The 17,750-nt window shown below is 60.6% G+C and carries 11 protein-coding genes and 4 pseudogenes; 10 read left to right on the forward strand and 5 right to left on the reverse strand.

Annotated features, from left to right (window positions below):
* Positions 1-30 precede the first annotated feature (30 nt).
* Entirely contained in the window at positions 31-642 is a 612-nt protein-coding gene (locus tag AB4Y87_RS22170; RefSeq protein WP_442006413.1) for a TetR family transcriptional regulator, read from the forward strand.
* On the opposite strand, the pseudogene AB4Y87_RS22175 reads toward AB4Y87_RS22170, so the two are convergent.
* The 4 genes and pseudogenes from AB4Y87_RS22175 to AB4Y87_RS22190 form a co-directional block, all read right to left on the reverse strand.
* Positions 639-1,523: pseudogene (locus tag AB4Y87_RS22175) on the reverse strand (IS5 family transposase). The gene AB4Y87_RS22170 and the pseudogene AB4Y87_RS22175 sit on opposite strands and share 4 nt — an antisense overlap.
* Positions 1,524-1,621: 98 nt before the next feature.
* Complete coding sequence (locus AB4Y87_RS22180; RefSeq protein WP_442006414.1) at positions 1,622-1,963, reverse strand: hypothetical protein; 342 nt, start codon at positions 1,961-1,963, stop codon at positions 1,622-1,624.
* Positions 1,964-3,416: 1,453 nt separating this feature from the next.
* Entirely contained in the window at positions 3,417-4,448 is a 1,032-nt protein-coding gene (locus AB4Y87_RS22185) for a DUF4192 domain-containing protein (protein ID WP_442006415.1), read from the reverse strand.
* Positions 4,449-5,595: 1,147 nt separating this feature from the next.
* Positions 5,596-6,633: an LPO_1073/Vpar_1526 family protein gene (locus tag AB4Y87_RS22190; protein ID WP_442006425.1), complete on the reverse strand. Its 1,038-nt coding sequence runs from the start codon at positions 6,631-6,633 to the stop codon at positions 5,596-5,598.
* Positions 6,634-8,403: 1,770 nt separating this feature from the next.
* Between AB4Y87_RS22190 and AB4Y87_RS22195 the strand changes: the two genes are divergently transcribed.
* The 5 genes and pseudogenes from AB4Y87_RS22195 to AB4Y87_RS22215 all read left to right on the forward strand — a co-directional run bounded on the left by AB4Y87_RS22195 (position 8,404) and on the right by AB4Y87_RS22215 (position 12,772).
* Complete coding sequence (locus AB4Y87_RS22195; RefSeq protein ID WP_442006416.1) at positions 8,404-8,616, forward strand: hypothetical protein; 213 nt, start codon at positions 8,404-8,406, stop codon at positions 8,614-8,616.
* A 771-nt stretch (positions 8,617-9,387) separates the two neighbouring features.
* A pseudogene (locus tag AB4Y87_RS22200) lies at positions 9,388-10,007 on the forward strand (TOTE conflict system archaeo-eukaryotic primase domain-containing protein); the annotation flags it as partial.
* A 293-nt stretch (positions 10,008-10,300) separates the two neighbouring features.
* A complete protein-coding gene (locus tag AB4Y87_RS22205; protein ID WP_442006417.1) occupies positions 10,301-11,608 on the forward strand; it encodes a DEAD/DEAH box helicase in 1,308 nt (435 codons plus the stop codon).
* 314 nt (positions 11,609-11,922) lie between these two features.
* The gene (locus AB4Y87_RS22210; RefSeq protein ID WP_442006418.1) at positions 11,923-12,378 is read left to right on the forward strand and encodes an excisionase family DNA-binding protein; all 456 of its coding nucleotides are present in this window, start codon (positions 11,923-11,925) and stop codon (positions 12,376-12,378) included.
* 1 nt (position 12,379) lies between these two features.
* Positions 12,380-12,772 carry a PIN domain-containing protein gene (locus AB4Y87_RS22215; RefSeq protein ID WP_442006419.1) on the forward strand — a complete coding sequence of 131 codons (393 nt, stop codon included), beginning with the start codon at positions 12,380-12,382 and terminating at the stop codon, positions 12,770-12,772.
* Positions 12,773-13,919: 1,147 nt separating this feature from the next.
* Here AB4Y87_RS22215 and AB4Y87_RS22220 read toward each other — a convergent pair.
* Positions 13,920-14,285, reverse strand: coding sequence for a carboxymuconolactone decarboxylase family protein (locus AB4Y87_RS22220; protein WP_442006420.1), 366 nt, complete (start codon positions 14,283-14,285; stop codon positions 13,920-13,922).
* A 283-nt stretch (positions 14,286-14,568) separates the two neighbouring features.
* Between AB4Y87_RS22220 and AB4Y87_RS22225 the strand changes: the two are divergent.
* The 4 genes and pseudogenes from AB4Y87_RS22225 (at position 14,569) to AB4Y87_RS22240 (ending at position 17,374) form a co-directional block, all read left to right on the forward strand.
* Positions 14,569-15,554, forward strand: a pseudogene (locus AB4Y87_RS22225) (aldo/keto reductase).
* A 98-nt stretch (positions 15,555-15,652) separates the two neighbouring features.
* Positions 15,653-16,090, forward strand: coding sequence for a cupin domain-containing protein (locus AB4Y87_RS22230; protein ID WP_442006421.1), 438 nt, complete (start codon positions 15,653-15,655; stop codon positions 16,088-16,090).
* Positions 16,087-16,944, forward strand: a complete 858-nt coding sequence (locus tag AB4Y87_RS22235) for an aldo/keto reductase (RefSeq protein ID WP_442006422.1) — start codon at positions 16,087-16,089, stop codon at positions 16,942-16,944. The genes AB4Y87_RS22230 and AB4Y87_RS22235 overlap by 4 nt, the downstream gene beginning before the upstream one ends.
* 70 nt (positions 16,945-17,014) lie before the next feature.
* A pseudogene (locus tag AB4Y87_RS22240) lies at positions 17,015-17,374 on the forward strand (DUF2255 family protein).
* The last annotated feature ends 376 nt before the right edge of the window (positions 17,375-17,750 follow it).

Genomic DNA, 17,750 nt, shown 5'->3' on the forward strand with positions numbered 1-17,750 from the left:
GGCTGACATAAAAGGCGGTAAGCTCGCGGTATGACAGTGACCAAGGGTGCGGGGGCCGGCCTTCGACAGCGCACACGAGATGCGGTGCGGGAGCAAATTGCTGCAGCTGCGCTGGTGTTATTCGACGAGCAGGGCTTCGAGGAGACCACGGTCGATCAGGTTGCTGCGGCAGTTGGCATCTCGCCGCGTAGCTTCTTCCGGTACTTCCCGGCCAAGGAGGATGTCGTTGTCGGGGACCCCATGGCCCACGTCGGGCCCGTCCTGGCGCACCTGAACGAAGGTCTCACGAGCCTGCCCGTCTGGGAAGCGCTCCGAGTGGGCTTCAAGCCCCTCGATGCCATAGCTGACTCTGATTCGACGGGGTCGCTGCGAACGATGCGGGTCATGATGTCTACCCCCTCACTTCGGGCCAGAAACACCGAGAAGCACCTCGCATGGATGACGGTTCTCGTCCCCGCCGTCAGGGACGCGCTCGCTGGTCCTGCCGAGGACAAGGGCTTTAGGGCCCGTGCGTTCACCCTGGCCGCAATCACGTGCCTTGACGTCGCTTTCGCAGAGTGGGTTCGGCGTGACGGTTCTGTGCCCTTCGCCACCGTCCTTGATGACGCCTTCGCGCTCCTGAAACCTGCGTCCCTGGCCTAGGGTGTGTCTGCTAAAGCTGCCAGCCAGATGCTGACTGCCCGGAGAACGGCTCCCCCGCGGTAGGTGAGTGCGAGTTTGTCGTAGCGCGTTGCCAACGCACGCCATTGCTTGAAGATGTTGAAGTTCCGTTCGACGACGTTGCGGCCTTTGTAGTCCTCTTTGTCGAAGGCTGGTGGCCTGCCGCCGGTGGAGCCGCGTCGTTTTCGGTGGCCGATCTGGTCGGATGGTTGCGGGATTACAGCCACGATCCCGCGATCGCGAAGGTGGGTTCGGATCGCCCTGGAGGAATATGCCTCGTCACCGCGGACTCGGTCAGGCCGGGTCCGCGGCCTGCCTGGACCGCCACGATTAATCTTCAGTTGGTTCATCAGGTGGGTGAACATCGGCGCATCCCCGCCCTGCCCAGGGGCGACCAACAGAACCAGTGGCCGGCCTTTCCCGTCAACCAAGGCATGACTCTTAGTGCTCAGCCCGCCCCGAGAACGGCCAATCGCATGATCGTCCGGTTCAGCAAACAGATTCATGTAATTCGCCGGGGCCCCCTGTGGGGCGGGGAAGGTTGGTGCCGTGCTGGTGGGCGCGGTTCACCGTTGAATCCACTGATATCGACCAGTCCACTTCACCGCGGGCATCTGCCACCGTCAGCAGCCCGGCCAAGATCTTGTCCCAAGTTCCGTCGCCGCTGTAGCGGCGATGACGCTTCCAAATCGTCTGCCACGGACCGAACTCGGCCGGCACATCCCACACCGGTAGCGATAAATGATGCCCTCCACCACCCGGCGGTCGTCCCGGAAGGGACGCCGGCGACGGCCAGCGGAGGACGGCAGCAACGGCTGAATACGCGCCCACTGCCCATCAGTCAAAACAGAAGTACGAGACACTCATCAAGCATCTCGAACAAGTCCTCCAGGATTTAGGAGACACGCCCCAGGCGCTCGGCCGGCCAGCCACGTGACCAAGCCCGTCACTCAGTCGCAAACTACGACGAGGTGGTGTCACGGCGCTTGGGGATCTGGTGCGTCTCGAACCAGCCGGCCGGCGGCGTGCCCAAGGCGATCAAGCTGAGGATCTCGGTCGCGGCGGCAAAGTCGACCTGACCGTCCGCCGTCAGCTCGAAGTGCTTGGCCAGGGCGTCGCCGTCTGCGTACACCTCACGCTGGGTATAGACCCCTTCCTCGTTCTGGAAGATCTCGTACGCGAGGATATAAGGCTCGTCGGCCTCCGTCACGGGAAGGACCTTTTCGAGGTAGCTCTGGAAGAGCGCCTTGTCGTGGACTGTGTAGCTGAAGATCAGGGTAATGGCGGTATCGGGGCTGGGCATGGATGGCTTCTCTCTCTGCGAACGTCCTAACAGTGTATGACCAAACCGTCAGCAACTGCCATATACTTCTACATCTGCCGAAATGTTGCCCTTCATGTCTTAGGCGTATCCATCTGCCCACCCCCAAATGGCTGGCTGAACATCACAACGCCCGGACAGGCATCCCCCAGAGGGAAGCCGGGCGTGCCATCTAGCGCTGCGATAACGCGCCCCGGATGCCTTCGAATCCTGAGGTGCTTCCGGCCCATCTGAATATGGAGCGTCTAATCAAGGTGGTCGAAAATGCACGGCGCCGACCCCATCGCGACCCTCCTATGGGCTCTTCAAACCATGATGGGCTGGAGTTTGCGCAATATGGAACGCCAGAAGCAGCGTTTGAGGTTGCGGCGGCAGTCAACGAATGCCGGGGCAGTCCCGCTGTTCTAACTCCGAGGAACGGCGACCGGCGCAAGGGGAGGGCTGCTTGTTAAGAGATTCAATCGATTCGTGAATGTGTGCGGCTCACGCTCCGGTGAGGATCAGGGCGACCGTCGTCCGACCCTTCTGTATTACCGTGTCGGCCAAGAAGGGTCCTCGATAGCGAAAAGCGGCAGACGAAGTCACCGCGAGCACCATCACCGACCGAACCATGCCGACCTCAAAGACAGCCCCTGGCCCCAAGTGGCCTCGGAAAATTTCGCCACAAATTCCGTGAGCCCTACTGCCGCGGACCTGGAACACGATCTTGCTCGGCGATCCTCGACGCAGGCGACGCGTTAGTTCGGGGTGGTGCTCTCCAGCATTGTTCACTGGCTTCGAGATCAGATCCGCTGTTCAAAGCCATTGGGCGGATGTGCTCCTCTGGCCCAGGTGACGGGGGACGGCCGAGCGGGGGGCTGGGGCCTCCCAGCACAACGGTGCCCTACCCGGCGGTGGCAGCCCAGACAAATGCGTGGCGCTGACGTCGCCGGGGGAGCGTTGCCGTGGCGGGGTGCCATTGTTCCAAGGCACGGCGAGGTCACTTCCCTGAGCGCTGTTACATGTTGGCTTCAGGATTTGGGGCTGGGTCGTCCTGGGATGTGGCTGAACCTTGACAGCGGAAGCCGCCGGCTCCTTGACTGACCACCGGGCGACGGTCTTGGTGAGGCAGGTCTCGGCGGTTGTAGTCGCCCACGACCGGATTGTGCCATGCTGGGCGAGTACGTTGGGGAGTCCGCAGAAGTGACGAGCCGGACGCGCCGATTGCGATTCCTGCCTGGACGCAGGGGCGCGTTACCGCGGCAAAAGGCATCGGCCGCCGCCCCATGCATCTCATCGAATGGCTGAACAGGCCGTGTATCGCAAGCAGGGTTCATGCAACCTACTTCGACTCTCGTGCTTCGAACATCGGTAACGGTTTATGAGCTGCTACCGGGCCCCTTCGCGCCGCGTAATCGCATATGAATTTTTGGTTAGCCGGAAGAGTCATCCCGAATCAAGGCATGTCGAGTTGGGTTTTGTAGGCGGTGTCTTTGTTGGTGTTCCAGCCGGCGATGATGCCGGCTCCGAGCATTTGGTCGCTGAGCCTGGCGAAGCGGTAGCCGGGGTCAGTGTCGAGGGCGAGTTGCATGTATTGGTGTGCTTTGGATCCTCTGCCTTGCCACCAGTTGATGTAGCCGATGGTGGTGAGGATGGGTGCCGCGTGCTGGGGGCTGGTTCTGGTGTAGGCGTGGAGAAGCAGCTGTTGGGCCCATTCGATGCGTGACCACTTCGGTGGGGTGTTGGTTTGGGCAAAGAGGATGTGTTGTGGTGGTTCGTCTATGCCGGGGATGTCGGCCATGAGCCGGTCGCGTATGTGGGGGAACTGGAAGCTGGCGATCAGGCTGGCGCAGTCCTCGTCGGTGGGGAAGTCCTTTGACTCGAGCATTCTTGTCCAGAGTTGGCTAGCTTCTTGTGCAGCGTCGTCGGGGTGCTGTGTGCTGATGGTGTGCAGGCGTTCTTCGACGGCGATTGATTTCGCTGCTTCCTGTGTCGGGGCTGGGAGCATGATTTTGTTGGTGGGTTCGATGGTGCTGCCGCGGTAGATGAATTCGGCGTTGACCTGGCTGTATTCAGTGGTGCTGATGGGGAGGCTGATGTCCTGGCCGGGTTCGCTGTCGTAGGGGGAGTAGGTGTCGTTGCTGACGAAGATGCCGTCTCGGATGGTGATGCCGTTTTCTGCGAGGACGCCGGTAAGGGCGGCGATGGTTGCTGCGTGCGGTTTGGGCTGTCCTGGTTCGCAGTGGGTCGTGGTGTAGACAGCGAAGACGATGCTTGTCGCGGTGGTGTCGCTGGTGAGGTAGCTGCTGACGGTGCGGGCGTAGGGGAGTTCGTGTCCTGGTTGGCGGGGGAGGTCGATGCGGAGGGTGGCGCCGACTTTGTTGTTGTCCAGGGTGATGCAGACGAGGCTTTCTTTGGGCCAGAAGCCGAGGGTGTGGCCGATGAAGCTGAGTAGGTCTGCGGGGTCTTTGATGGTGAGCTCATTCATTGTCCTGTTCCTTTGCCTTGCCTTGCGTCCGTGGTCGTTGGTTCTCTGGGTCGTTCTGATAGGGGACCTGGCGCTGGGACGGGGCTGGAGTGCAACTTGGGGGACCGGGGCAGGGACGGAAAGTTCGGGAGGATGGGAGCGACGCAGGAGCGCCGAGCGAAGTTTCCGGTCCGGGTCCGGCGCGGTAGCGCCCTGGTTGCGCGGAGGACCCTGCCAGCGATGATCGGAATATCAGAATGACAAACAGCGGTTTCGCTTACCGTCATTCATGCGGCCGATTGCCCCCCACGCCATGACTGACGCCAGCGCCTCCTGATCTTGGGCGTGGAACCCACAGCAGTGGTGATCGGCCAGGGCGCCGGTTGCAGGTACATCTACGACAGCGTTAGGCGCATGGCTTCGAAATGCCAGCAGCCGCCGGCGGCTCATTTTCATAGACGCGGTGCTTACCGGGCGCCGTAGATACTGCCGACGGGTATGCGCGAAGGCGGTGTACCTGGGTGAGTGGTGCTGGTTCTGTGCACGCAGACATATGCGCCGTTATCGGTAGCTGCCAAACACCTTCCAAGAACTGGATGAGTATGAGCGTTTTTGTGTCCCTGTACGTGCCGTTTGGGGCACGGGGTCCTACCCGCCCTATCCGCAGGATGGCAGGATCAACACGATCGTATGGGCCTTTCACCACTTCTCGTCAATGAGGCGGCCGGTCAGCGGCCGCGTGGGTCGAGCTCTCGCGATGAATAACAAAGTGTGGTTCAGGATTTCTCTGAATTCTTCAGATCACGCGATTCGGCCCTGAGCCCTTTGATCTCCTCCCGTTCCCAACGCGTCAGATCGTCTTTGCAGACACTCAAAACCCCGAGCGCCGGTCAGTGCCATCGACGCAGCAGGGTGCGTGATCAAGCGGTCCAAAGAAATGCGCATCACGAACACGAACTCTTGGGGCCCCATAGGAGGCCCGGAACTTGCATGCAAAGGGAGCAGAGAAAGGATCCTGAAGGCGCGTTTTCGCCGCAACCGCCGCTGTGCCCGTAGGAGGAACGGAACGTAGTGCATGGGGTATCGCCGGCTCAAGCCCACGGCCTGTGGGTGCTGCCGTTCCGGGGTCCTCCCGCCCAAACACAGCGGGCTATGAACCCAAGGAGGATCATAATAGCCAGGTGCCGAGGTCTTCGTCAGCCCCGGTGACTCGCTTCCAATAGGAGTGCCCGATAGCTAGCCCAACAGAAGTTAGGGTCAATCCCTTCAACAGGTCCCACGACTTAGCCACATCTTGGATGCCGGGGTTATGAGCGGCTGCTTCAGCCATCACCTCATGACCCTGCATGCGGCCGTTTTTTGCAAGTGATTTCAACTCCTCTTGAAGCTCTGTTATGCCCAGCTTCTCGGTCATCTCGACGATGTCGTCCGCGCAGATGCCAGCGATCTGGAAGTTGGTGGGCTCGCGAAGAGAGGGCACAAAKATGGTGTTGAAGTGAGGAGAATTCTTCAGCGCTTCGGGGATGATTTCGTGCGGGAAGCCGCGTGTGAATAGCCCCTCGGAGCCGTTAATCAGTCCATTCGCGAATGGGTACTCGGCTAAAGAACTTGAACCCGCACCTACGTACTCTATGTGCAATACGTCCTGCCGCAGTTGCGGGATTTCGCCACCGATGGCAACAATTTCATCGACGTAGGTTTTCATGAAGTCGTCGACCGTGTTCGATGTCGTCCGGGTATACCGAAGGAGGAATACCAGGGCGATCGACCGGCGCTGTGAAGCGGTGAGTTTGGGTGCGGATGCAATTGCCTCGTTCAATACAAGTGTTTTCAGCGAACGATCAATTTGCACGGTTCTGTCCACTAGCAGGTCTATGAGGACCGTTTCCAAATCCTCATCGCCCGAGCGTGCGTAGGACTTTTGAGCCTCGAACATAACGCTTTGAACATCTGGATCAGCGAGATTGCCTAGGGCACTGGGGTTCTTTGCCGTTAGCTGCGCTAAATATTCGGTGGTGATGTGTTCTGCTCTGGCGTTGGCAACTTCTTTGGCAAGTTCCCGAAGCTGGGGAGCGTTGGCGTAGTAGACGTCGAGTGCGATTTGACGCACCTCGGGGTAGGACAACCCATAATTGTTGATGTTGCCCCCGGCCTGATAAACCGTTGCACCATCACCGGTAGTAAGTTCTTGGTTACGGGGTATCATCTTCACCACCCAATCTGATATCCCTGCCGGCTTGGTAGATGCGCGAGCTATCGCCAGCAGTAATGGACTGGGAAGCCGTAGGTCTCCTTGGCGATTCCGGGTCCCTGCCAGTGAAGCTGGGAATCATCATGGCAACCCCGAGAACAAGGACGATGACGAAGGCAATCCCCGGCCAAGGCCACAATGAGTCATCGCCAGGGGACTCCAGAATGTAGATCCAGAAAGGAAAAGCTGCGCTGCCTCCCAGACTTAGAATCAGACCGCCAATCTGAAAGAAGCGCTCTCTCTTGCCCAAACCCAAATACCAGCCCCATCTAATTAATTCGATTGTTTCATGCCAGAGGAAGGCCCGAAGTAAGGCCAGCTCGCCGTGGAATCGAGGCAGGGAAAGGTTGCCCGTTCGGGATCTAACTATAGGTCCCTGCGCAACTAGTGTTGGCGTGGTAGGCCTGCGTGTTTCTCTTGCCGSCCACAGGCAAAGTCATTTCGGCGTCGTGCGTCAACCCTGCTGCCGTCCTTGGGTGCTCGAAGGAGGCTAAAAAAGAAGTGTGGACAATGTCCACACTTCTCGCCCCGGGCTGGCCCGTACAGCCGCCGGACTGCCCCGGATTCCGTATGTTTCCGCCACTTCCCAGTCCTACCAAGGCCGAGAATCGCGTTCGAGTCCCACCTCGGGCACGGCATACCCCCTCGTCAGAGGGGGTTTTTGCTTTAACGTGTGTACATTCTGCTGGGTCAGGTCCCTCTGACACGGGCCGCGGGGTGTGCCTGGCGCCGCGGGTCGCCTGTGGAGTTGTGGGGGAGCGGGTTCAAGGTCCTGGCTAGTGGGCCCTCCGCTTGCTCTGAACTGGCGTTATGCGTCCCTCTCTTGGTGCGTCGGGTAGGTCGGGGTTGGCCTACAGCTCTTCATGGGTCGGGATGCTGAGCACGACATGACTTCGCGATCCTTCGTCAGAGACGCTAGTTTCGGCTCGTTCCTGGTATGAGGAGACGTGGCTGATCGATGCTTTGTCAGGCCAAAGGAGGGGTCGACATTGTCCACACTTAAATCTTCTTTATTGCGGTTGACTGCGGCTATCACTGTCCCCTCCTTCGGCCTACGTTTACTCATCGCAAATAAGTGGCCCTAGCGACATGACGGCGATCCGCAAGCTACGTTCGACCGAGCGTATTCATGATCCCGTGGTTCCCTTCACCCTTTGTGTTGCCGTGTCTTTTTCTGCGGTTGGTGGTTGTGGGGGTCGTTCTGGTAGGGACCACACGCTGGGCTGAGGGGCCGGAGTGCAACTTGGGGAACCGGGCGCCGGGGCGAAAACGTCAGTCGGAGGCAATGCTTCGATGTTTCAATGAAGGAGCTTTCGGTTCCGGGGCCGGCGCGGTTGCGCCCTGATTGCGCGGAGTAGTACGGCAGATATTTCCGCTGCGGCAGCGGCAGAATTCGTTGATTTGGTTCGCGCGGYGGCTTCGATTGCGGTAATGACCGTTCACGGCCTCAGTGCCACGACGTCAGAGCCACTGCGTCGGAAAATGCGGTCGCTGTCGACGCTTTTAGCCTTGGTTTGGCTGCTACTGGTCTCGTATCGGCAAGGATCACGTTTTCGCGGATTCCCCAGTGTTCGTAAGGACTCGAGTGCAGTTCCGTGCTTCCGCTGCATTTATGGGGAAGTGATCCGAAGCCGCCGCTACAAATGGTGTTGGCGCCATAGGAGCCAACGCCCGAAGCGGCACTCCCAAGGGGTAGGGTGTGCCTTAGCCGACGAAGGGGTCACGATGAGCTATAAATATCGAACTGTTCGGGTTCGCGGTACCGAGCTGGTTGGGACAATTGCGAGGAAGCACGGGAGTGCGGCTGAAATCTACGAAACGTCCAAAGACCTGAGCACATCAGTAGTTCCTGTGTTCTTCGAGGCAACGGGCGAGATCCGCTTTTTCGACAGGTCAGTGCTGGAGGACGTTGTGGCACCAGCCAGTCAACCCGCCTAGGCATATCGGGGCGGGCACGCCGGCTTGGCCCGTGGGACCCATTTCATGGGCAAATGAGGGTGTGCACAATCATTACCGTCCACACTTTCGCCGTCGGAGCACGTCGCACATCGGTTGGACTGCTTCGGATTCCGCATGTTCTCGCAGGTGCCCGGTGTTTCCAAGGCCTGGAGTCCCGTTCGGGTCCCACCTAGGGCACTGTGTTGTCGCAGGTCGGCAGCCTGTTGGCCGGTGGGCTTGGCCAAATGTTCACGAATGGGCCCTTCGGGGCCCTTTTTTCGTTGGCCGTTTGTGTGACCTGGTTGCTCCTTCGCTTGCAGGGGAGTGAAGTTGCTTGTCACCTATTTCATGGCGTAAAGGGTCGCAACAGCATGACCAACAACCCGGCCAAACTTTCCGCCTGGTGTTCATTACTGGAGGGCCGCAGCCCTCTGGGACCCCTTGKCCCGGAGCATGGGGTGTGGACGGTGTCCACACTTTGCTGCGAAGCCCGATTGCATGGCTTCTGGTGGCAACCGCTCTTAATTTCGTCCGGTGCCAGATGCAGTCAACAATGGAATGGTGATTCAAGACACGCCGGAAGTTGCTGGTGAAACTTCTTTGCCGGGCCTTTCCGATTCTGCAGACAGGGCTCTGAAGCTTGAGCTCGAGGAACTTCGTCTCGACAATGCCCGGTTGCGGAAGTTGTTGGAGCTCACGGAGGCCGAGTCCAAGGGGGCTCRCCTAGCTCAACCCGCCATTCCCGCAGTGATGCACCATGGCGTCGTGACTATGGATTCGCCCCCGGAAGCGAAAGTCCGTCTCTTCCAGGATTTGTTCCGGGCTCGAAGTGATGTTTATGCAGTCAGGTGGGAAAACTCACGGGACGGCCGTTCAGGCTGGGTTCCGTCGGTGGCCGGTGGCTGGCGTAAGGGCGCTAGTATCGCCGGCGCTGGTTTCTTGCCGCTTACGCCATTCGTTGTCGCTGACCATTTGCGGGGCTGCAGCATATTGGGCTGTATCCCTTGACTGAACAGGACACTTGCTGGTGGGTCGCGGCGGACTTTGACGGTCGTGCCGCCATGTTGGATGCGCTGGCGTACGTAAAGGCGGCCCGCTTTCGGGGAATTCCGGCAGCGTTGGAGGTTTCCCAATCCGGACGTGGTGCGCACGTGTGGATCTTCTTCAGCACGGCGATGCCGGCGACGGTCGCGCGCCAGCTTGGCACCGGCCTCATCCATGAGGCGATGGCACTACGCGGGAGCATGAACCTGGCTAGTTATGACAGGCTCTTTCCCTCCCAAGACGTTCACTCTGGCAAAGGCATGGGCAACCTGATTGCTGCGCCGCTGAACGGCAAACGCCGCCAGCATGGCGCCACGGTATTCCTCGACACGACGACCCTCGAACCATACGAGGATCAGTGGGCGTACCTGTGCAGCCTGGATCGTCTTTCGGACCACGATGTTCATGCCTATGTCCGCAGGCTGCCCACTGTCAGGCTGGGACAAGAAGTTCGTCGGCTTGAGCTGCCGCAATCGTCCAAGATCGTTCCGCGACCTGCACTCTTCGTTCATGCGGCATTCGCCTCACGACTGACCGTCAGGGCAGCTGATCTGGGGCCGGCGATGATCTCAGCCGTCAAGCATGCTGCGTCCATGCCGAACCCTGAGTTCTACGAGCGCCAGCGTCGGCGCCGGTCCACATGGAACATTCCCGGTACCTGCGCAACTACGACGAAACGCTTGAAGGCGACCTCATTTTGCCTCGCGGCTTGCTGCCCCTCTTGCAGCGGCTTGTTGAATCGGGTGGCAGCTCGCTGCGCATTGACGATCAACGGGCGGATGGCGCTGCCCAAGGCTTCGAGTTCTCGGCCCGGCTGCGCCCGGAACAACAAGATGCCGTGGACGCCGCCACGGTCTCGGAGCACGGAGTGTTGGTGGCTCCGCCCGGTACCGGAAAGACCGTGATGGCGTGCGCGGCCATGGCGCTCCGTGGCGTCTCGACGCTCATCCTGGTTGATCGCAAGACCTTAGCTGAGCAATGGCGAACCCGCGTGCGTGAGTTCATGGACGAAAAATGCGGACAGATCGGCGGCGGGCGTGTAAAGACAACCGGCCGGGTCGACGTTGCCCTCTTGCCTACGCTGGTGCGGCGAGAGAACATCGCCGAGCTGACCGCTGGGTACGGTTTCGTCATCGTGGACGAGTGCCACCATGTACCGGCGGCCGCGTTCAGCCACGTGATGAACCAGATCCAGGCACGGTACTGGCTGGGATTGACTGCGACGCCGTATCGGCGGGACAAGCTGGACTCGCTGATCTACCACCAGCTCGGTGAGATCTCACACACCATCGAACCCGCGCATCGTCAGCAGTTGCCGAGCCACGCAGGGGAGATGGCCGAGCCTGCGCTGGAGTTGGAACTGCATCGGACGTCATACACGTACGCCGGCACGGCGGATCCAAGCGAACCGGGCGGGATCTCCGCCATCTACAAGGACCTGATCGCCGACGAGGCACGCCTTCAGCAAATTTACGACGACGTCATGGCGGCCTACGCGCAGAACTCCCGAATCCTGGTCTTGACAACGTGGAAAGCCCATCTTGATTCGTTGAGGTCCCGATTCGAGGCTGCCGGACTGAATCCCGTGGTCTTCACGGGGGCGATGAAAGCGAAAGAGCGGCAGGCCGCAGTCGATCTTCTTGCCGGCGCCGACGATGAGCAGCCCCTGCTGGTCCTGGGAACCGGCTCCTACATCGGCGAAGGCTTTGACTGCCCCAAGCTGGATACCCTGTTCCTTGCAGCGCCAGTCTCGTTCAAAGGCAGATTGGTCCAATACGTCGGCCGCGTTATCCGCCCATACCCGGGAAAGGCTGTTGCTACGGTTCACGACTATCTTGACGAATCTACACCCGTCCTGGCAGCGTCGCTGAACAAGCGGGCGCCGGGGTATGTCTCACTTGGTTACCCTGATCCGCGGAAGATGACAATCCGAAAATTGCCTGCATAGAAGGGCACGTGGTGAGCGCGTGATTGACCCTAAGCCTCTGGAACTGGATTGCCGCCAGCACTACAACGCAATATTTGCGCAGGCCTGGGCTTCGTTCAGGGCCACGATGCCTAACTGCCGAAGCGCCTTGAGGATGCCTGGGCTGGGAAGTGGTCAGCGTCCAGATGGTGTTGTGCTTGTGCTTCGGCGTCGCGGTTCAGGCCGCTGTCAACAACGCCTTCGGATTCGACTGTTTCATTTGTTTTGTTTGTTTCGTTTATAAGGTAGCGTGAACGTATACACGCAGAGGGCGGAATGAGGAGAGGAATACGATAATGGCGACCCATGCACCAACCCCGGCCTACCCGCAAGGAAATGATTCTGAACTCGCACGGGAGGCCTTGAAGACACTTCGTCGCGCCGTTGAGGCGCACTCGGATCCACAGCAGCCGGTGGAGATGAGGGTTACTGACGGCGGGCAGCTGGAGATGCCCCGTGCTGCTGCGGATCTGATGATGAGAATCCTTGGGAAGATGGCAGCTGGCCAGGGTGTCACGGTGGTCCCCATGAATGCCGAACTCACGACGCAGCAGGCTGCGGATATTTTGAATGTATCCCGTCCTTACCTGGTTGGGCTCCTTGAGTCTCAGGAAATTAAGTACCGAATGGTCGGAACGCACAGGAGGGTACTGGCCGATTCACTCTACGAATACAAGCGCCGCACCTCGGTGGCTCAGAAGGATGCCGCGGACGAAATGTCGGCGCTGGGCCAGGACATGGGGATTATCTAGAGTGGTTTTCACAGTCATCTACGATGCGAACGTCTTGTATCCGAGCATGCTCCGCGATCTACTGATCCGAGTCGCTCAGGCCGGACTGGTCAGAGCGCGCTGGACGGAGGCCATTCTCGACGAGACGTTTCGAAATCTGAAAGAGAATAGGCCGGACCTGGATCCGGTGAAGCTCGACCGCACCCGGGTGTTAATGTGCACCGCTGTGCCGGATTGCATCGTAGGCGATTACCAGCCTCTGGAACAGGTCTTCATGGACCTGCCGGATCCGGGGGATGCCCATGTGATGGCAGCGGCCCTGAAGGTGCAGGCCCAGGTAATTGTCACCAACAAACCTCAAGCATTTTCCAGACGAAGCTCTCAGCCCCTGGGGAATAGAGGCCAAGCACCCTGATGACTTCCTCATGGATCAGTTCTATTTGGATGCGGTCGAACTGCACATTGCGATACGTAACATGTCTGAGGCCTACAGGAATCCACCGCTGGACGTCAACGATGTCTTGGATCGGCTTGATTCGGAGGGAATGCCTCAGATAGCCGCAGCTCTTCGCCGGTAGAGCTTGGATGTTCTGCGCAAGCGTCCGCGCAGGTTCCGAGTTGGGGATTACTGAGGGTCCCGCGGCCAGATGCTGTGGGGCCTTCGTCCGTTAACCGCGGCTCGAACCATTCGGGATGACCCAGGGAGAACACGTGCTCAGGTCATGCGACCGTCCGTCGATCGGACAACGAATAGGAAGGAGGGAGACTCGTGTGAAGACCTCAAAAGGCAAGAACAACACCCTGCATCCGCGGGGATGCTGCAAGGGGCCGTTGGCATGACTTGGTTGCCGCCACACATGGACTCCTCCCACAGGACCAACCTTCTCAGCACAACGAAAGCTGCACCCACTCGCTGCCGTGGTGCGGCGGTTGATGGGAGGCCCTTCAAACGGAGAATTGGGGCTGTACACAATGTGCGCACTTGGCCCTCGGACTGCGCCGTACATCGGTCGGACTGGCCCGAATTCCGCATGTTTTCGGGAGTTCCCAGTGTTTCAAAGGCCTGGAATCCCGTTCGAGTCCCACCTCGGGCACGGCATACCCCCTCGTCAGAGGGGGTATTTGCTTTAACGTGTGTACAAATTAGGTGGTCAAGTCCCTCTGACACTGACCGCGGGGTGTGCCTGGCGCCGCGGTTCGCCTGTTTTGTTGTGGGGGAGCGGGTTCAGGGTCGTGGCTGGTTGGCCATCCGCGTGCTGTGAGCTGGGGTTATATGTTCCTCTCTTGGTTCGTTCGGTAGGTCGTGGTTGGCCTACACCTCTTCATGGGTAGGGGTACTGAGCACGACATGACTTCGAGAGCCTGCGTCAAAGTTCGTGATTTTTGGCTCGCTCCTGAAGTGGGGACGCTTGGCTGGGGAAAGCTTTGTCAGACCAAAGTAAGTGTGTACATTGTCCACACTTAAATCTTCTTTATTGCGTATGCTTGTATCCACTGGGTTGACCCTCCTTTGGCCTACACTTCCTCATGCATGTTTGTTGCCATACCGACATGACGCCCTTTCACAAGCCCACCAACTGCAGGGCCACGGCGACGTTACAGTCCGGCCGCCATGATGGACTCAGCGATTGGGGAGGATTATTGGGCCAGCCGGCGTAGAAGGCCAGGTGCAGCAGAGCTTCCTTGAGCTCTTCCACGGTGACGCCGTTCGTCTGAGCGTGGGTGAGGTGGAACTGCAGCTGGTCCATCTTTCCCATCGCAGTCAGCGCGGCGACGGTGACCAGACTCCGGTCCCGCTTGGAGAGCTCGGGCCGCTCCCAGACTTCGTCGAAGAGGACCTTGTCCGTGTAGTGCACCATACCGGGGGCGAAGTCGCCGAAGGTGTTCTTGCCGCCGCTCCAGCCGGTGGCCTGTTCGTTGTCCCTCATGCTCTATCTCCTGTGTGCTCGGTGAATGATCAAACTCACTCAATCTCAAAGCCGATGGGGAAGGGAGTCTCCAGTGAAGGGTGTACCAGTAGGGACTCCCTGAGGCGCTTTCGTCGATCTAGCGTTGTACTCATGAACACCAGGGACGAAGCACGGCAGTTCCTCATGTCCCGTCGTGCGAACATCAGCCCCGAGCAGGCAGGAGTGCCCGTCTCCGGGCACCGCCGCGTGGCAGGCTTGAGGCGGGGCGAAGTCGCGATACTGCGGCGAAGAAGGACTGACCATGCACACCAGAACACTCAGTCAAGGCCTGAAGGTCTCCGTCGTCGGACTCGGCGCGATGGGCATGTCCCAGAGCTACGGGCCGAACCCCGGCAGCTGGGCGGACATGATCACTGTGCTGCGCTCTGCCGTCGACGAAGGAGTGTCCTTCTTCGACACGGCGGAAGTTTACGGCCCGTACGACAATGAGGAGCTGGTGGGGGAGGCGCTCGAGCCGATCCGGGATCAGGTGGTCGTCGCCACGAAGTTCGGCTGGGACATCCAGGACGGTCGGATGGCGGGCCTGAACAGCCGACCCGAACAGATCAGGTGCGTCGTCGAGGCCTCACTGAAGCGGCTGCGCACCGATGTGATCGACTTGTTCTACCAGCACCGCGTCGACCCAGACGTTCCGATCGAGGAGGTCGCTGGCACCGTCGGTGAGCTCGTGGCCGAGGGCAAGGTCAAGCACTTCGGCCTGTCTGAGCCGTCGGCCGCGACCATTCGCGGTGCTCATGCCGTCTTTCCCGTGACGGCTGTTCAGATTGAGTATTCGCTGTGGACCCGCGACCCCGAAGCTGAAGTCCTGCCCACGCTCGCCGAACTCGGGATCGGCTTCGTGCCATTCAGTCCGCTCGGTAAGGGCTTCCTGACGGGCACCATCGATGGATCCACAGCTTCACAGAGGGAGACATCCGCAACCGCGTCCCGCGCTTCCAGCCGGAAAACCTCGCCGCGAACCAGAAACTCGTCGACCATGTGAGGGGCCTCGCTGAGACTAAGGGCGCGACGCCGGGTCAGATCGCCTTGGCCTGGCTCCTTGCTCAGCAGCCCTGGATCGTGCCCATTCCCGGGACGAGGCGCACCGGGCGGATCCGGGAGAATGCCGGATCCACGTAGCTCGCCCTCTCCGCGGACGAACGGTCCGACCTCGACGCACTGGCCAAAAGGGTTGGAGTGCGCGGCGACCGCTACAACACCGAGCACATGGCTTACGTCGCTCGCTGAATATTTACGGCACCCGCTTGGCCACCGGGCCTGGGCGTTTCGCGGTCAGAAAAGAACGAGCGCCTTCGTTGCGCGCTGAACATAGAAAGAAGAACACCATGACGGAACAGCAGTTCGATCAGATTTTCCCGCTGGGGGAGCCCAACGACGCCTACGCACAGTACTTCATCGGCCAGAGTTACCTCGCTCCGCTCGCCCCGGGGAGTGTCCCGGTCAGCAACGTCTCCTTCGAGCCGGGCTGCCGCAACAACTGGCACATCCACCACGGCACCGAGGGCGGCGGCGATCAGATCCTGATGTGCACAGCGGGTTCCGGCTGGTACCAGGAAGAAGGCTCCGAGCCGGTCACCATGGAGCCGGGCACCGTGATCCGCGTTCCCGCCGGCACCAAGCACTGGCACGGCGCGAAGGCCGACTCGTGGTTCTCCCACCTGGCATACATCACGCCCAGCGAAGGCCTCAGCAACGAATGGCTCGAGCCGGTCACCGACGAGGTCTACGGCCGACTGCCGAAGAAGAACGGAGAAGCCGCATGACCATCCTGAACGAGACCTACACTCTGTCGAACGGCGTCGAGATCCCCAAGCTGGGGCTCGGCACCTGGTTCATCGACGACGACAAGGCCGCCGCCGCCGTCCGCGCCGCGGTCGAGATCGGCTACCGCAACATCGATACCGCCCAGGCCTACGGCAACGAGCGCGGCGTCGGAGAGGGCGTCGGCACCGCGGGCGTCGCGCGCGACCAGCTGTTCGTGTCCACGAAGCTGGCCGCGGAGATCAAGGACTACGACGGTGCGGTCGCCGCGATCGACGGGTCCCTGCACACGCTCGGGCTCGATTACATCGACCTGATGCTAATCCACAGCCCGCAGCCGTGGGACGACTTCCGCGATGGCGACTACACCGAGGGTAACCGCCAGGCTTGGCGAGCACTGGAGGAGGCCCACCAGACGGGTAAGGTCCGCTCCATCGGGGTCTCGAACTTCCTGCAGGAGGATGTGGACCGACTGCTGGAGACCGCCGCGGTGGCCCCGCACGTGAACCAGCTGCTGGTGCACGCGGGCAACACCCCGTCCGAGCTGCTGAAGTACTGCGAGGTCAAGGGCTTCCTGGTTCAGGCCTACTCGCCGATCGCGCACGGCGAGATCCTGAAGAACCCAGAGGTGGCTGCAATGGCCGAGCGGTACGGGGTGAGCATTCCACAGCTGTGCATCCGCTATACGATCCAGCTCGGTACTGTGTCGCTGCCCAAGTCTGCGAACCCGAATCATATGCGTGCCAACGCCGAGGTCGATTTCGAGATTTCCGATGCAGACATGGCGGCACTGCAGGACCTGCACGACCAGGACTACGGGGACAGCGCCGCCTTCCCCGTCTACAGCGGCAAGTGACGAACCATGCGCCCGCCGCCGGAGCCCTCGCGGCCCGGCCGCGGGCGCACCTGCAAGGAGAACCGAGCCCATGAGCACTTGGAAACCCGAGCAGTTGCACGCTCTCACGAACACCGACGACTTCCATATCGCGCCCTACCGCGCCGACGGCGTGACGCCCGGAACCCTTACCTGGATCTGGTCCGTCGTCGTCGACGACGCGATCTACGTGCGCGCCTACAACGGCACTGCCTCCCGCGGGTAGCAGSCAGCGCTGGTCCAGAACACGGGCCGAATCACCGCCGGTGGCATCGACGCCGAGGTGGCCTTCACGCCAGTCGCCGGCGAGCTCGACGACGCCTACTCCGAGAAGTATGCCGGCAGCCCGTACCTGCCATCGATGGTCTCCAACCGGCCCCGGGCGGCAACCGTCCGCGTCGACCCCCGATGACGAGTGGCGTCCATCCATGACGCGGTCGACCCTGGCAGGGCCGAGGAGCAGCGGCGGCGTGCACCCATGACCGTTAGGACGCGGTAAGGGCGCGGTCAGCGAACCGCGGAGGCGTCCGGCGCGAGCCGCTGAGCGCCCGTGCCATGGACCAGCTCCGCCAGTCGCCGCATCCGCCCCTCCGAGGGGGTGTTCGGCTCGGCACTGTAGGCGGTGAGTGGCGATCTCGGCGGCGTTCCGTGCCGCATATTGGTCGCGCCAACGATCGGCACACATAAGGTGTATGCCGCGAAGTTTACGACGGCGCCTGGTCTAAGCGTAAGGACCATCGGGATGCTCCATGTGCTCTTTAATTGCGGCTAGGAGTCCGTCCCTATCC

Origin of the sequence: Paenarthrobacter sp. RAF54_2 (assembly GCF_052113945.1) — a bacterium.
Classification (GTDB): Bacteria; Actinomycetota; Actinomycetes; order Actinomycetales; family Micrococcaceae; genus Arthrobacter.

What these genes read in the sequence shown, in the direction of transcription:
- AB4Y87_RS22170 (WP_442006413.1), top strand. Translation starts at nt 31, where the DNA reads ATGACAGTGACCAAGGGTGCGGGGGCCGGCCTTCGACAGCGCACACGA.
- AB4Y87_RS22180 (WP_442006414.1), bottom strand. Translation starts at nt 1,963, where the DNA reads ATGCCCAGCCCCGATACCGCCATTACCCTGATCTTCAGCTACACAGTC.
- AB4Y87_RS22185 (WP_442006415.1), bottom strand. Translation starts at nt 4,448, where the DNA reads ATGAATGAGCTCACCATCAAAGACCCCGCAGACCTACTCAGCTTCATC.
- AB4Y87_RS22195 (WP_442006416.1), top strand. Translation starts at nt 8,404, where the DNA reads ATGAGCTATAAATATCGAACTGTTCGGGTTCGCGGTACCGAGCTGGTT.
- AB4Y87_RS22205 (WP_442006417.1), top strand. Translation starts at nt 10,301, where the DNA reads ATGGAACATTCCCGGTACCTGCGCAACTACGACGAAACGCTTGAAGGC.
- AB4Y87_RS22210 (WP_442006418.1), top strand. Translation starts at nt 11,923, where the DNA reads ATGGCGACCCATGCACCAACCCCGGCCTACCCGCAAGGAAATGATTCT.
- AB4Y87_RS22220 (WP_442006420.1), bottom strand. Translation starts at nt 14,285, where the DNA reads ATGAGGGACAACGAACAGGCCACCGGCTGGAGCGGCGGCAAGAACACC.
- AB4Y87_RS22230 (WP_442006421.1), top strand. Translation starts at nt 15,653, where the DNA reads ATGACGGAACAGCAGTTCGATCAGATTTTCCCGCTGGGGGAGCCCAAC.
- AB4Y87_RS22235 (WP_442006422.1), top strand. Translation starts at nt 16,087, where the DNA reads ATGACCATCCTGAACGAGACCTACACTCTGTCGAACGGCGTCGAGATC.